This window comes from Streptomyces rugosispiralis, from assembly GCF_024505145.1.
Classification (GTDB): Bacteria; Actinomycetota; Actinomycetes; order Streptomycetales; family Streptomycetaceae; genus Streptomyces; species Streptomyces rugosispiralis.
Map to the genome: position 1 here is coordinate 144,461 of NZ_JANIAA010000006.1, position 15,261 is coordinate 159,721.

Annotated in this window: 11 protein-coding genes; 9 read left to right on the top strand and 2 right to left on the bottom strand. The window is 71.7% G+C overall.

The genetic code is table 11. The features are described from left to right. The first annotated feature begins 280 nt into the window (after positions 1–280). The 4 genes from NP777_RS13140 to NP777_RS13155 all read left to right on the top strand — a co-directional run bounded on the left by NP777_RS13140 (position 281) and on the right by NP777_RS13155 (position 7,544). Positions 281–2,014, top strand: coding sequence for a serine/threonine-protein kinase (locus NP777_RS13140; protein ID WP_256650307.1), 1,734 nt, complete (start codon positions 281–283; stop codon positions 2,012–2,014). 77 nt (positions 2,015–2,091) lie between these two features. Next, positions 2,092–3,990, top strand: a complete 1,899-nt coding sequence (locus NP777_RS13145; RefSeq protein ID WP_256650308.1) for a serine/threonine-protein kinase — start codon at positions 2,092–2,094, stop codon at positions 3,988–3,990. A gap of 109 nt (positions 3,991–4,099) precedes the next feature. Further along, complete coding sequence (locus NP777_RS13150; RefSeq protein WP_256650309.1) at positions 4,100–5,710, top strand: succinic semialdehyde dehydrogenase; 1,611 nt, start codon at positions 4,100–4,102, stop codon at positions 5,708–5,710. A 25-nt stretch (positions 5,711–5,735) separates the two neighbouring features. Beyond that, positions 5,736–7,544: a GMC oxidoreductase gene (locus NP777_RS13155; protein WP_256650310.1), complete on the top strand. Its 1,809-nt coding sequence runs from the start codon at positions 5,736–5,738 to the stop codon at positions 7,542–7,544. A 135-nt stretch (positions 7,545–7,679) separates the two neighbouring features. Here NP777_RS13155 and NP777_RS13160 read toward each other — a convergent pair whose 3' ends face one another. Next, the gene (locus NP777_RS13160) at positions 7,680–8,711 is read right to left on the bottom strand and encodes an LAETG motif-containing sortase-dependent surface protein (RefSeq protein WP_256650311.1); all 1,032 of its coding nucleotides are present in this window, start codon (positions 8,709–8,711) and stop codon (positions 7,680–7,682) included. A 710-nt stretch (positions 8,712–9,421) separates the two neighbouring features. Beyond that, positions 9,422–9,691, bottom strand: a complete 270-nt coding sequence (locus tag NP777_RS13165; RefSeq protein ID WP_256650312.1) for a chorismate mutase — start codon at positions 9,689–9,691, stop codon at positions 9,422–9,424. Between the two features lie 305 nt (positions 9,692–9,996). On the opposite strand from NP777_RS13165, the gene guaA reads away from it, so the two are divergent. The 5 genes from guaA (at position 9,997) to NP777_RS13190 (ending at position 15,260) form a co-directional block, all read left to right on the top strand. After that, positions 9,997–11,583: a glutamine-hydrolyzing GMP synthase gene (gene guaA / locus NP777_RS13170; protein WP_256650313.1), complete on the top strand. Its 1,587-nt coding sequence runs from the start codon at positions 9,997–9,999 to the stop codon at positions 11,581–11,583. A 139-nt stretch (positions 11,584–11,722) separates the two neighbouring features. Further along, a complete protein-coding gene (locus tag NP777_RS13175; protein ID WP_256650314.1) occupies positions 11,723–12,325 on the top strand; it encodes a Uma2 family endonuclease in 603 nt (200 codons plus the stop codon). 65 nt (positions 12,326–12,390) lie between these two features. Beyond that, complete coding sequence (locus NP777_RS13180) at positions 12,391–13,188, top strand: class II aldolase/adducin family protein (RefSeq protein WP_256650315.1); 798 nt, start codon at positions 12,391–12,393, stop codon at positions 13,186–13,188. A 105-nt stretch (positions 13,189–13,293) separates the two neighbouring features. Beyond that, entirely contained in the window at positions 13,294–14,589 is a 1,296-nt protein-coding gene (locus NP777_RS13185; RefSeq protein WP_391858505.1) for a hypothetical protein, read from the top strand. A 140-nt stretch (positions 14,590–14,729) separates the two neighbouring features. After that, the gene (locus NP777_RS13190; RefSeq protein ID WP_391858506.1) at positions 14,730–15,260 is read left to right on the top strand and encodes a DoxX family protein; all 531 of its coding nucleotides are present in this window, start codon (positions 14,730–14,732) and stop codon (positions 15,258–15,260) included. The last annotated feature ends 1 nt before the right edge of the window (position 15,261 follow it).

Sequence of the window (15,261 nt, forward strand, 5' to 3'; positions counted from 1 at the left end):
GTGGACCCCCGCTGCGGGGCGGCCCACTCCCCTTTTTTTGAGGCTCGGTTCGCCTCCGGGGCGCTTCGGTCTCCCCCAGCTACCGCTGGGAGGTACCCCCCTGCCGGAAGGCCCCAGGAGCCGGAAGCGCGAAGGTGCCCGATGGGGGCGGCCGCGGTCCGCCCCGTTAACATCGGCAGGTTCTACGTTCCCGTATGGCGCGCCCGGACTCAATCGCCCGTAGGGGCGGGGCGGTGGTCCGGTGTTCGAGGGCTTCCGTGCCGTGAGGCAATATGAGCCCATGGGTACCGGGGGAGAGGGCCGTCTGATCGCCAACCGCTACCGGTTGGCCACACGGCTCGGACGTGGCGGAATGGGCACGGTCTGGCGGGCCGTCGACGAGTTGCTGGGCCGCGATGTCGCGGTCAAGGAACTCCATGTGGACGAGGGGATCACGGCCCTCGACTCGCAGTTGCGCGGCGAGCGCACCCTGCGCGAGGCCCGGACCGTCGCACAGATCAAGCATCCGAACGTGATCGTCCTCCACGATGTGATCGAGGAGGACGACTGCGCCTGGATCGTCATGGAACTGGTCGACGGGTTCTCGCTCGCCGACCGGTTGGGCGCGGACGGCCCGGTCGGGACGCGTGAGGCGGGGCGGATCGCGGCCGCGCTGCTGGGCGCGTTGCGCGCCGCGCACGCGCGCGGCGTGCTGCACCGCGACATCAAGCCGGCGAACGTCCTGGTGGAGTCGGGCACCGGTCGGGTGGTGCTGACGGACTTCGGGATCGCGCAGGTCACCGGCTCCACCACGATCACCGAGACCGGCTCGTTCGTGGGGTCGCCCGAATACACCGCGCCGGAGCGGATGTCGGGGCGGCGCACCGGGCCGGAGTCGGACCTGTGGTCGCTCGGGGTGCTGCTCTGCACGCTGGTGGGCGGTGAATCCCCGTTCCACCGCGAGTCCCTGGCCGGGGTGTTGCACGCCGTCGTCTTCGACGAGATCCCCGTGCCCGAGGCGGCAGGACCCCTGAAGCCGGTCATCGAGGGGCTGTTGCGGCGGGCACCGGAGGAGCGGCTGAGCGCCGACGAGGTCGAGCGGATGCTGCTGATGGCCCAGGAGGTGGGCGACACCCCGGAGATCCCGCTGGAGTACACCCCGACCCAGCCCAGCGTGCCGTTCGGGCCGGACGGCCGCGGTTCGTCGGCGTCCGTACCCGTGCCGCCCCCGGTGTCTCCCGGCTCTCCGGTGTCCTCCCCCGCGCCGTTCCCCGCTTTCGGGCCCCCGGCGGCCTCCGTTCCGGCAGCCGCCCCGGCCGCCCCCGCCGCCCGGTCCCGTTCCGGCCGTGGCGGGCGCCGCCGTGCCGTCCTTATGGCGGCTGCCGCGGTGGTCGCGCTCGCCGGTGTGGCCGCGGGCGTCGTGGCGCTGCTGGACAACGGGGGCGGTGACGGCGACGCGGCGCTGGGCGGGCGTACGAGCCAGAGCGCCGACAAGGGGAGTTCGCGGAGCCCGAGCGCCCCCGAGAAGGCGCCGCAGCGGCCCGTGAAGGACTCCGAGCCCACGGCGAGCCCGTCGGACCGGCTCCCCGACGGCTATGAGCTGGTCGAGGACCCGCTCGGCTTCTCACTCGCCGTGCCCGACGGATTCGCCCGCGAGTACAAGGCACCCCGGGTCTACTACAACTCGCCCGGTATGGAGTTCCGGATCGGGATCCACGTCCAGGAACAGAGCCCCGAGGGCCCGCTCGGGCTCAGCCGTAAGGCGGACGCCAAGGGCCCGCAGGACTATCCGGGCTACCGCAGCGGCCAGGTCATCGAGACCGAGCACAACGGCCGCCCCGCCGCCCTGTGGGCGTTCATCTGGAACGGCTCGGCCGACGACGGCGGCTCACGCCAGACATACGACCTGAGCTGGAACGAAAACGGCAAAATGTATGACCTGTGGCTATCCGCGCCCGTAGGTGAGAAATCCCTGGGCAAGCGGCATTTCGACACCGCCGCCGCCACGTTCTCGCGCCCCGGCGCGGCGAACTGAGGGACGTCGCAACGGCTTTGTCACGAGCGCCCACGGCGCCTCCACAGGGGTGCCGCCGACCGGGTAATGATGGGCGCATGACGAACGACGGGGGACGGGCGAACGAGCCCACCAGCTACACCCTGCCGCCACCGCACGCTCCGGCCGCCCCGGTACCGGCGCCGCAGCCGCCACCCGAGGCGCCCGAAGCGGCCCAAGAGCCCCAGCGGCCCCAGCGGCTCCAGCGGCTCCAGCAGCCGGGCCGGGAGGCCGGGGCCGGGGCGGCGGGGCCGTCGCTGGGCGCGTACGAGCCGACGCGGTACGCCGATCCACGCGGCGGAGCCCGGCCGCCGGCCGAACAGCCGCCCGCCGGAGAGCGGCCGGCCGAAGAGGCGCCCGCCGGACAGCGGCCTGCCACCCAGCCGCACGCCGGACAGCGGCCGGCCGAACGGCCGCCCGCCGGAGACCGGCCCGCCGCGCAGGACCCGAGCAGCGGGCGGCTCATCGGCGGCCGCTATCAGCTCGTCTCCCGCCTCGGCCACGGCGGTATGGGCACCGTCTGGCGGGCGCACGACCAGATCGTGGACCGCGATGTCGCGGTCAAGGAGCCGCGCGTCCCCGACCATCTGCCCGAGCGCGAGCGGCAGACCGTCTATCAGCGGATGGAGCGCGAGGCCCGCGCCGCGGCGCGGATCGACCACCCCTCCGTCGTCACCGTCCACGACGTGGTGGTCGAGAACGGCCGCCCCTGGATCGTGATGGAGCTGGTGCGCGGCCAGTCGCTGGGCGACCGGCTGATGGAGGGCACGCTGGATCCGCGCGAGGCGGCCCGGATCGGCCTCGCCGTGCTCGGCGCGCTGGCGGCGGCCCATGAGGCGGGCGTACTGCACCGCGATGTGAAGCCGGACAATGTGCTGCTCGGCCGGAGCGGCCGGGTGGTGCTCACCGACTTCGGCATCGCGCAGATCGAGGGCGAGCAGCGGCTCACCGAGACGGGCGGCTTCGTCGGCTCGCCCGAGTTCATCGCGCCCGAGCGGGTGCTGGGCCAGCGGCCGGGGCCGGAGTCCGACCTGTGGTCGCTCGGTGTCGTGCTGTACGCGGCCGTCGAGGGCATGTCGCCGTTCCGCCGCTCCCACGCCCCCGCGACCCTCCAGGCCGTGCTCGGCTCCGAACCGCAGGTCCCCGCGCGGGCCACCGGCCCGCTCGCCACGCTGATCATGCAACTGCTGCGCAAGGACCCGGCGATGCGCCCGGCCGCGCCCGAGGTGCGGCAGGCCCTGGAGGCGGCGGCGCGGGAGCCGCAGCCGGTGCCCACCATGCTCACCACGGCCGGATACCCGCCGGGCGGCGGGCAGTCCGCGGGCAGCCGCTTCGTGCCGCCGATCCTGCACAAGAACCGTAAGGCGCAGCTCGGGCTGGGCGGTCTGGTGCTGGTGGTGGCGGCCGCCCTGGTGCTCACGATCGTGAAGCCGTTCTCCGGTGAGGGGCTGCCGCCGGGCTGGACGGTCCGGGAGGAGCGCGATGTCGTGGGCGCGTCCCTGGCCGTGCCCGGCGAGTACCGGCGGGTCCAGGACGACAGCGACTCGGACAACCCGGTGGTCACGTACTACGACCCCAGCGGTGTCTTCAGCGTCTCCCTGCGGCGTGCCACCCCCGACGGCGAGAACGACCCCGCGAACCTCGACGCGGCGGCGGACCAGATCGTCGCCTTCTACAAGGACGGCGGCGGGGCGACGGTCGAGGAGGCCAGGAGCGAGAAGGCCGCGGCGAAGCAGCAGGGGAAGGAGGCGCGGGACGTCATCACCTCCTATCTGCCGTACGGCACCAGCAGCAACAAGAACCCCATCCGGTACGTGAAACGCGATCACCTCTACGTCAACAAGGCCAAGGTCGCCTGGGATCTGCGGGTTTCCATGCCCGCCAACGGCGACGCCCATGAGGACGGTGAGGAGCTCTACGACCGGATCGTGCGGAATCTGAAGATCGACAAGCTCTGAGGGGTGTCGACAAGCTCTGGGGGAGTTGGGCGGGTGCGCCCGGAGCCGTGGGGCGAAAGTTGTTACCGCCGGGTACCCAAAGCCGCCGGGCGGGCCTACTCTCGCCCCCATGACGGACTCGCACATCACGCAGGGCGGCACCGGCAATCCGGTCGCCCCCGAAGGCACCCGTACCGCCGCCGACGTCGTCACTCCCGAGCTGATCACCCGGCTCACCCGGGGTGTCGGCGGCAGCGGCAGCACCGTCAGCCACACCCCGTTCACCGGGGAAGTCCTCGCCGCCGCCCTGCCCGAGTCCACCCCCGAGGACGTCGCCACCGCCTTTGAGAACGCCCGTGCCGCCCAGCGGGCGTGGGCCGCGACCCCGGTCCGCCGGCGCGCCGCCGTCCTCCTCCGCTTCCACGATCTGCTGCTGCGCCGCCAGCCTGAGATCCTGGACCTGATCCAGCTGGAGACCGGCAAGACCCGGCTGCACGCCCAGGAGGAGGTCCAGGGCGTCGCCATCGTGGCCCGCCATTACGGCCGTAAGGCGCCCGCGTATCTGCGCCCCAAGGGGCATCTGGGCGCGGTGCCCACCCTCACCAAGGTCACCGAACTGCGCCAGCCGCGCGGGGTCGTGGGCCTCATAGCGCCCTGGAACTACCCCCTCCAGCTCTCCGTGGGCGATGCGATTCCCGCCTTCGTGGCGGGCAACGCCGTGGTGATGAAGCCCGACACCGAGACCGCGCTGTCCGCGCTCTGGGCGCGCGAGCTCATGGTGGAGGCCGGACTTCCGGCCGGGGTGTGGCAGATCGTGATCGGGGACGGCCCGGTGGTGGGCCCCGCCGTGGTCGAGCGCGCCGACTACGTCGCGTTCACCGGCTCCACCCGCACCGGCCGCGAAGTGGCCCAGGCCGCCGCCGCCCGCCTGGTGGGCTGCTCCCTCGAACTCGGCGGTAAGAACGCCATGCTGGTGCTGCGCGACGCCGACCTCGCCCGCGCGGTCGACGGCGCGGTGCGCGGCAGCTTCGCCTCCGCCGGGCAGCTGTGCATCTCCATGGAGCGGCTGTACGTCCACGAGTCGATCGCGGACGACTTCCTGGAGCGCTTCGCGGCCCGTACGAAGGCCATGCGGCTCGGCACCGCCCTGGCGTACGGGGCGGAGATGGGCTCGCTGGTCTCGGAGCGCCAGCTGGAGACCGTCACCCGCCATGTGGACGAGGCCGTCTCCAAGGGCGCCACGGTGCTCGCCGGCGGCCGCGCCCGCCCCGACATCGGCCCGTACTTCTACGAGCCGACGATCCTGGACGGCGTGGAGTCCCCGATGGCCGTCTGCACCGAGGAGACCTTCGGCCCGGTCGTCTCCGTCTACCGTTTCCGCGACGAGGGCGAGGCCATCGAGCGCGCCAACGCGACGTCCTACGGTCTGAACGCCAGCGTCTGGACCAAGGACGCCCGGCGCGGCCGCGCGATCGCCACCCGGCTGCGCGCGGGTACGGTCAACCTCAACGAGAGCTACGCCGCCGCCTTCGGCAGCGTCGCGTCTCCCATGGGTGGCATGGGCGACTCCGGACTCGGCCGCCGCCACGGCTCCGAGGGCATCCTCAGATTCACCGAACCGCAGACGGTCGCCCAGCAGCGGCTGATGCCGCTCGGCCCGGCCTTCGGGATGACGGACGAGAAATACGCGGACTTCATGACCCGCAGCCTGCGTGCGCTCAAAGCACTGCGCCTGCGCTGACCAGCACATTTCAATGGAGGTACCAGTGTCAGGGGAGAAGTCTGCCCAAAACGCCGACGACGGTGACTTCGACTACGACGTGATCGTGATCGGCTCGGGATTCGGCGGATCGGTATCGGCCCTGCGCCTGACCGAGAAGGGCTATCGGGTCGGCGTCCTCGAGGCGGGCCGCCGGTTCACCCCGGAAACCCTGCCCAAGAGCTCCTGGGACCTCCGCAACTACCTCTGGGCCCCGGCCCTCGGCTGCTTCGGCATCCAGCGCATCCACGTCCTGGGCAAGGTCATGGTGCTGGCGGGCGCCGGCGTCGGGGGCGGCTCGCTCAACTACGCCAACACCCTCTACGTACCGCCCGAGCCGTTCTTCCGGGACCGCCAGTGGGGGCACATCACCGACTGGCAGGAGGAGCTGAGCCCGTACTACGACCAGGCGCGGCGGATGCTCGGGGCGCGTCTCAACCACACCCTCACCCCGTCCGACGTCCATCTCAAGGCGGCCGCCGAGAAGATGGGCGTGGGCGACACCTTCCATATGGCGCCCGTGGGCGTCTTCTTCGGGGACGGCCACGACGCCGACGGCACCACCAAGGCCGCGCCGGGCGGGCCCGTTCCCGATCCGTACTTCGGCGGCGCGGGCCCGTCCCGTAAGGCGTGCACGGAGTGCGGTGAGTGCATGACCGGCTGCCGCCACGGCGCCAAGAACACCCTCAACGAGAACTATCTCCACCTCGCCGAGCGGGCCGGAGCCGCCGTCCACCCGATGACGACCGTCGTCGCCCTGTGCGACGACCCGCACGGCGGCTATACGGTCACCACCGTCCCGACCGACAACCGCCGTAAGGGCAAGCCGAAGGCGCTGCGCTCCCGGTACGTCGTCCTCGCCGCCGGTACGTACGGCACCCAGACGCTGCTGCACACGATGCGGGACAAGGGGCTGCTGCCGCGCCTCTCGGCGCGGCTCGGCATCCTCACCCGCACCAACTCCGAGGCCCTGGTGGGCGCGCAGACCACCGACCGGCGCTACCGCCGCGCGCGGGGCGGGGAGGGCCGGGCGGACTTCACCCGGGGCGTCGCGATCACCTCGTCGATCCACCCGGACGAGAACACCCATATCGAGCCCGTCCGCTACGGCAAGGGCTCCAACGCGATGGGCATGCTCTCCATCCTGCAGATCCCGCACGGCGGGCGTGTTCCGCGCTGGCTGCGCTTCCTGGGCGCGAACCTCCGGCATCCCACCCTGGCGGTGCGCTCGCTGTCGAACCGCCGCTGGTCGGAGCGGACCATCATCGGCCTGGTCATGCAGACGCACGACAACTCGCTGACCACCTACCGCAAGCCGAAGGGGCCGGGGAAGGGGCTGCTCACCGCCCGCCAGGGCCACGGCGAGCCCAACCCCGACCACATCCCCGAGGGCGCCGAGGCCGCCCGGCACATCGCCGACTCGATCAACGGCTTCGCGGGCAGCAACGTCGGCGAGCTCATGGGCACCCCGCTGACCGCCCACTTCCTCGGCGGCTGCCCGATCGGGGCGTCCCCCGAGGAGGGCGTCATCGACCCGTACCACCGGCTCTACGGCCATCCGGGCATCCATGTGGTCGACGGTGCCGCGGTGTCGGCCAATCTGGGCGTCAACCCGTCCCTGACCATCACGGCCCAGGCCGAGCGGGCGATGTCCCTGTGGCCCAACAAGGGCGAGCCCGACCCGCGTCCGGCCCCGGAGGCGCCGTACGAGCGCCTGCGGCCCGTCGCGCCGCGCAGCCCCGCCGTACCGGCGGACGCCTTCGGGGCGTTGCGGCTCCCGCTGCTGCCGGTGCCGAAGGTCCCGCCGCGGGCCTGAGCGCGGGGCGCCGTACGGGCCTCCGCCGTGGGCCTGAGCGCAGGGGCGCCGTACGGGCGCGGGCCTGAGCGCAGGGGCGCCGTACGGGCCGGAGACCGGCCCGTACGGCGCCCCTCAGAACCGTCGCGAGGACCGTCAGACCGTGGCGCGACGGCGACGGACCACGAAGACCGCGCCTCCGCCCACGGCCATCGCGACACCGCCGATCGCGGCGATCATCGGCAGCGCGGAGGAAGAGCCGGTTTCGGCCAGGCTGCCCTTCGGGCTGATCTCCGTGTCGCCCTCCGGCTTGTGCGGCAGCGGCTTCTTGCCACCCTGCGGCTTCGGGTCGGCCGGCGGCACGTGGCCCGGCTTCGAACCCGCCTTCAACACGTCGAACTCGTAGTACTCACCGGTCGAGTAGACGCAGTTGCCCTCGTCGTCCGCGTACACGCCGACGCTGATGGCGTAGCCGAAGCCCTCGGGCGCGCTCTTCGCGACGCTCAGCCGGAGGTCGACCGTAAGGGTCTCGTGGGGGCGCACATCGGTGTAGCCGATGTAGCCGGAGCCCGGGTCGTTCTCGTCGGTGGAGATCGACTGCCAGGCGCCGGACTCGGGGTCCTTGTACTGCAGCGTCAGGTACTTGCCCGTCCCGTCCGGGGTGGACTCGTGCACCGTGCCCGCGAAGAGCCCGAAGTCGACCCGCTGGTAGCTGCGGTCCGACTCGTTCTTCACCTGGAACTTGAAGCCGTGGAAGCCACTGCCGGCCACGACCTTCGACGGCAGGCCGACCAGGGTCGTGCTGAGCTCCGGGTCCTCGTTGTAGTCCCCGTCGTCCGCGCACTCGCCGTCGCCCGGCTCCTCGGTCGAGGTCGAGGTCGGGGTCGGGGTCGGAGTGGGGGTGGCGGTCTCGGTCGGGGTGGACGAGGGGGTGCCGGAGGGGTCGCCGGGGGTCGGCGCCTGGGTGGTGGCCGGCGCCTGGGTGGTCGGCGTGGTCCCGTCGCTCGGAGCGGTCTCCGTCTCCGACGGCGCCGGGTCCTCCGGGGACTGCGTCACGGTCTGGGTGGCGGACGGCGACGGGCTCTCGCTCGACGGCGTCTCCGCGAAGGCGGCGGGGGCCGCGAGAAGCGCGGCGGGGGCTATGGCGGCCGTAGCTGCGGCAGCCGCCAGGGCGCGGCGAAGCTTCATGAAGACCTCTCTGGGTCCGTACGTATCCCCCGGGGGCGATACGCGTGTGGAAGGCCGTCGCGGTGGGGGCGCGGGTATGGCCGTGCGTTTGCACGTACATGACCAGGCGCATGGCCGAAAGGTTGCCTTCACGGTTGCTCACAGAATGGTCACAGAATCCGCGAGAGGCGCACTGCCCCGCACGTCATCACCCGTACGGCGGGTGACCGGCCCGCGCGCGGGCTCGTTGTGCCCGGTGCCGCGCCAGCCAGGAGCGGCCCGGAAAATCCACGCGTGGCTCAGATCCGCCGCAGCGATGAGACGTGGCCCCTGTGGTGATTCAGGCGGCCCGTCGTGGGACCTCGCTTCGGCGAGGTGACCGGTCGGCAGGGGACAGCAGCCCGGTCACCACCTAAAGGGCGGTCGGCCCCGGGGACGCCTGGGGCCGACCGTATCCGGTCGAAATGGTTGCGCCCGGCGCTCCGCATCCACCACGATGCTGGGAGGGAAAACGCCCCCGGTCACACCCCGACATTGGTCGGACCACGCGGGCGTACGCCGGTCAGACACCCCTGACATACGGGCCCCACAAGCCAGCGGCGCAACCCCCCGGCGCCGCCTCTCAGCACCGGCGCTGCCCTGACGCCGGTGCTGACCGCCTAGGGCCCCGGGGGCGCCCGCCCCGTTCGGGCGCCCCCGGGGCCCTTCGCCTGTCCGTGCGGGCGGACGGATCAGACCCGGCCCCGGCACAGCTCCAGCAGCGTCATGGCGAGCGTCGTACCGGGCTTGCCCAGCCGCTGCCGGTAACGGTCGAGGATCTCCATCTCGCGGGAGAGGTGCACCCGCCGCCCGCCCGCCGCGATCCGCGCCTCCTGGACGGTGGCCGAGACGGCCATCCGCTCCCGGACGAGATCGAGGATCTGCCCGTCGAGGGCGTCGATCCGCTCCCGCGCGGCGCCGATCACCTGGGCGGCCTCAGTGGCCGAAACGCTGCTGCTCATGTCCGTATCTCCTGGTCCGTGTAGCGGAGCCCTGGAGTCCGGCGAGACCCGGAGAACAAGACAGAACGCCCCGGGCCTCTGCCGGCCCGGGGCGCCTGGGAAGTCGCTGTCAGTGTTTACGCAGCACGACCATGGCAGCCGGACGGGCCGGTGCCATAGGTAAAGACGAAGGTCATGCGCGTGGACATGGCGTCGATTATGGGCCCGTTAGAATCGAAAGTCCAAACCTGCGGTCCCGCCCCGAAGCCGTGGCCCCGCCGCAGCCTTGTTCCACCGCACGCCACCACCGCCGGAAGGCCGCCGAAGTGCCATCAGCGTCCCCTGCTGCCGCCCCCGACACCGTCCTGGTCGTCGACTTCGGCGCGCAGTACGCCCAGCTCATCGCCCGCAGGGTCCGTGAGGCCCGGGTCTACAGCGAGATCGTTCCGTCCACCATGCCGGTGGCCGAGATGCTCGCCAAGAACCCCAAGGCGATCATCCTCTCCGGCGGCCCCTCGTCGGTCTACGCCGAGGGCGCGCCCGCGCTCGACGGCGCGATCTTCGAGGCCGGCGTCCCGGTCTTCGGCATGTGCTACGGCTTCCAGCTGATGGCCAGGGCGCTCGGCGGCACGGTGGACAACACCGGGGCGCGGGAGTACGGCCGTACGGCGCTCACCGTCACCAAGCAGGGCTCGACGCTCTTCGCGGGCACCCCCGAGGAGCAGCAGGTGTGGATGTCGCACGGCGACGCCTGCTCCCAGGCGCCCGAGGGCTTCACCGTCACCGCGTCCACCGATGTGGTGCCGGTCGCGGCCTTCGAATGCGATGAGCGCAGGCTGTACGGCGTGCAGCACCACCCCGAGGTGATGCACTCCACCCACGGCCAGCAGGTGCTGGAGCACTTCCTCTACCGGGGCGCCGGCCTGGAGCCCACCTGGACCACCAGCAATGTGGTCGAGGAGTCCGTGGCCGCGATCCGGGAGCAGGTCGGCACCAAGCGCGCGATCTGCGGGCTGTCCGGCGGGGTGGACTCCGCCGTGGCCGCCGCCCTCGTCCAGAAGGCCATCGGCGACCAGCTGACCTGCGTCTACGTGGACCACGGGCTGATGCGCAAGGGCGAGTCCGAGCAGGTCGAGAAGGACTTCGTGGCGGCCACCGGCGTGCAGTTGAAGGTCGTCGAGGCCGAGGAGCGGTTCCTCACCGCGCTCGCCGGGGTGTCCGACCCCGAGGAGAAGCGGAAGATCATCGGCCGGGAGTTCATCCGGGTCTTCGAGCAGGCACAGGCCGAGCTGGTGGCCGAGGCGGGCGCGGCCGGTGAGGACGTGGAGTTCCTGGTCCAGGGCACCCTCTACCCCGATGTCGTGGAGTCCGGCGGCGGCACCGGCACCGCCAACATCAAGTCCCACCACAATGTCGGCGGGCTGCCCGACGACATCGAGTTCCAGCTGGTCGAGCCGTTGCGCCGGCTGTTCAAGGACGAGGTGCGGATGGTCGGCCAGGAGCTCGGCCTGCCGGACGAGATCGTCCACCGCCAGCCCTTCCCGGGCCCGGGTCTGGGCATCCGCATCGTCGGTGCGGTCGACAAGGAGCGTCTGGACCTGCTGCGCGAGGCCGACGCCATCGCCCGCGAGGAGCTGACCGCCGCCGGTCTGGACCGCGACATCTGGCAGTGCCCGGTGGTCCTGCTCGCCGACGTCCGCTCGGTCGGCGTCCAGGGCGACGGCCGCACCTACGGTCACCCGATCGTGCTGCGCCCGGTCTCCTCGGAGGACGCGATGACGGCGGACTGGTCGCGGCTGCCGTACGACGTGCTGTCGCGGATCTCGACCCGCATCACCAACGAGGTGGACCAGGTGAACCGGGTGGTGCTGGACATCACCAGCAAGCCGCCCGGCACCATCGAGTGGGAGTGACCGCCGGGCTCCCTCCGGGCCGGATGGTCATCTGATCGTCAAACACCGACGCCGTCGCTCATTCGTTTGAGTGGCGGCGTCGCCGTTTGGGCTGGGTACTCTGTGCGCAGAGGCGAGACTCCGTCCCATGGGAGCAATCATGAGCGCCGCACGCGAGTACGGGCTGGACGAGCAGTACGAGTGGGCCCGCCCGCCGCAGGGCGGCTGGACGGCGGACGACCTCGACCGGCTTCCGAATCTTCCTCCGCACACGGAGCTGATCGACGGGAGTCTCGTCCTCATGAGTCCGCAGACCGCGTTCCACGCACGTGCCATGCGACTATTCGAGTTCGCCCTGCTGGACCAGGCACCGGACGCCTTGGACGTGATGCGGGAGATGACAGTCAAGCTGGACGACATCAACCGCCTGGAACCCGATGTCCTGGTCCTTCAGGCCGGTGCGGATGCCGGGCCACGCAACACCTGTTACAGGGTGGAGGATCTCGTGCTGGCCATCGAAGTAGTGTCGTTGGACTCCAAGGCGCGTGATCGTGAGGTCAAGCCACGCAAGTACGCCGGTGCGGGCGTGCCGCATTTCTGGCGGGTGGAGGACGACTGTGGCCTCCCCGTGGTCTACGTCTATGAGCTCGATCCCGCTGTTAAGGCGTACCAACCCGCCGGCGTCTACCACGACAAGCTCCGCCTGACCGTCCCGTTCCCCATCGAGATCGACCTCACTGCGATCAATCGCCGTAGGCCCTGACTCTGGCCTCCTGTGATACCCAGAGGTAGCTTCCGCTCCAGCACACCAGAGGAGCGGAGCTGCCGATGACGAACCAGCCGCAGACCCCCACCCCGATACCGACCGACCAGCTGCGGTTCACCATGCCCCCGCAGCACACCTCCCACCACGACGAGCGCCGCTACCGCAAGGAGCGGCTGGCGGCGGCGCTGCGCCTGTTCGGGCGGTTCGGGTACGAGGAGGGGGTCGCGGGCCACATCACCGTGCGGGACCCGGAGTTCACCGACTGCTACTGGGTGAATCCGTTCGGCATGCCGTTCGGCCATATCACCGTGAGTGATCTGCTCCTCGTCAATCAGGCGGGCCAGGTGGTCGAGGGGCGCGCCCACGTCAACCAGGCGGCCTTCGTCGTTCACTCTTCCGTGCATCAGGCGCGGCCGGACGTCGTGGCCGTCGCGCACAGCCGCTCGGTGCACGGCCGGGCACTGGCCGCGCTCGGCGAGCCGCTGGAGCCGATCACCCAGGAGGTCTGCGCCTTCTTCGAGGACCACGCGGTCTACGGGGGCACCACGGGGGTCGTCGTGGACGAGGAGGAGGGGCGCGCGATCGCCGCCGCGCTCGGCGGCCACAAGGCCCTCATCCTGCGCAATCGCGGTCTGCTGACGGTCGGGGACTCGGTCGACGCGGCCGCGTGGTGGTTCATCACGATGGAGCGGGCCGCCCAGGTACAGCTCACCGCGAAGGCGTCGGGCAAGCCGGTGCCCATCGACTACGCCGACGCGATGCGGACGCGTGAGCAGCTGGGAAACGATCTTGTGGCGTGGATCAACTATCAACCTCTGTATCTGCAGATCACCCGCGATGAGCCGGACCTGCTGAGCTGACACCCGCCGCGGTGCGGCACAATCCCCTCTCAACACATGTCAGTTGGGCGGTGCCGTGCGAACCCGCGGTCCCGTACGGAACGAGTGAACGACGGAGCGACCCGCGTGGCGGTGGAGCAGGCGGAGAACGCCGCGACGGCAGAAGGACAGCACCCTCATGGGCACCCGCACGGCCACAAGGGCTGTGAATGCCCCCAGGGGGCCCGTGAGGGCCACCGGAGGGCCGTGGCCGCGTTCGTGGCCCTACGGGAGCGTTTCGCGGCCGGAGAGGGCCTTCCCAAGGTTCTCGCCCACTCGGCCGGGGCGTCCCGGCAGTGGGTCTCGGACGAGCTGGCCCACGCGGCCCGCTCGGTGGCCGACAGCGGCCGCGCCGAAACCCCGGCCTGGCGCCACCGGGTATGGCTGCGCACGGTGTTCGTGGTGTGGGGCGCGGCCGGGGCGCTGCTGATCGGCCAGTTGGCCACGGCGATCGGCGCGGGCTGGTCGGTCGCGCGGACGGCCGGGCTCACCGCCGCCGTGATCACCGCCGCGCTGCTGACCCTCACCGCCCGGCTGCACCGCGCGGACGGCGGCCCGCTCGCCCCGCTCGTCGGCGAGGACAACCGCCTCTCCACCTCCCGTACGGTCGCCGCCGCCTGGCTGCTGATCGCGGTCTTCGCGGTGCTGGTGCTCGGCGTCGAACTGGCCGTGGACCCCGGCGACCGGCAGCGGCTGACCGACGGGCTCGCCCTCGACCACGCCGCCGGGCTCCTTACGGTCGCCGCGTCGACGTGTGTGGCCGCGGTGCTGGCACGGCTCGTGGTGGCGGCCCGGGTACGGGCGCAGCGGCTCCAGAAGGTGCGGGCCGTGCGCCCGCGCGCCGCCGATCTGCTGACCGACGACGCGGGCCGGGGCAGCTTCGCCGATGTGCAGTACATCGTCGTCCACACCGTGGCCCTCGCCTTCACCGCGGTCCGTCTGGCCCGCGAGCCGTGGCGGCTGCCCGATGTGCCGTGGGGCCTGGCGCTGCTGGCGGCCGTGTCCGTGGTGATGTACCTGACCGGGAAGTACGCGGAGGGCGGCCGCCCGACCGTGCTGTCCGTCGTACGGGTCCTCCCCGAGGCGGGCGCCATCGACCGGGACGCCCCGATCCGCACCGGCGACGACATCGAGATCCGCGGCATCGGCTTCGTCCCGCCCGGCGCCCAGGACCCGGACCGGCTGGCCAAGCTGGTGGTCCGCATCGGCACGGTGCACGTCCATGTCCCGCTGGTCCCGGTGGCCGGGGGCTTCAGCAGCCCCACGGACACCGCGCTCACCGTGCCGGTCCCGGTGGACGTGGAGCCGGGCCGGGTGGATGTGCAGGTCGTGACGGCCTCGGGGGCGGAGACCAACCGCTATCCCATCGATGTTATGGACTGAGTCGTTCCGGCCGGCCGCTCCGTATGGTTTCGTCGAACACGCAACTAAACGGCGGCGTGACGGGAGAGGCGGGCGGCATGAGACACGCGGATCGTATGGCCGGTTCGGGCACGGCGGGCAGCGGCGGGAGCGTGCACGGTATGGGCGGGATGGGTGGCGTGAGCGGCATAGGCGGGCAGCAGCCGCCCGTGGGGATCAGGGCCACCGCCGGCCGTTTCGCGCTGCTGCCGCTGCGGATCTTCCTCGGCGTCACCTTTGTCTACGCCGGCATCGACAAGCTCACCGACTCGGCCTTCCTGTCCGACTCGGGCTCGGGCTCGATCGGTGAGCTGATGCGCCAGGTGCGGGGCAGCTCGGCCGTGCCGTGGCTGGTCGACCAGGCCCTCAAGGACCCCACCGCCTTCGGCTACGCGATGGCCTACGGCGAACTGGCCGTCGGCCTCGGCATCCTGGTGGGCCTCCTCTCCCGCCTGGCCGCCTTCGGCGGCGCGCTGATCTCGCTGAGCCTGTGGCTCACCGTCAGCTGGCAGTCGGACCCGTACTACTACGGCAACGACCTGGCCTATCTGATGGCGTGGCTGCCGCTGGTGCTGGCCGGGGCGCCGTATCTCTCCCTGGACGTCGTCATCTCCCGGCGCCGGCGCCGCCAGGGCTCGCAGCTCTTCACGTAGC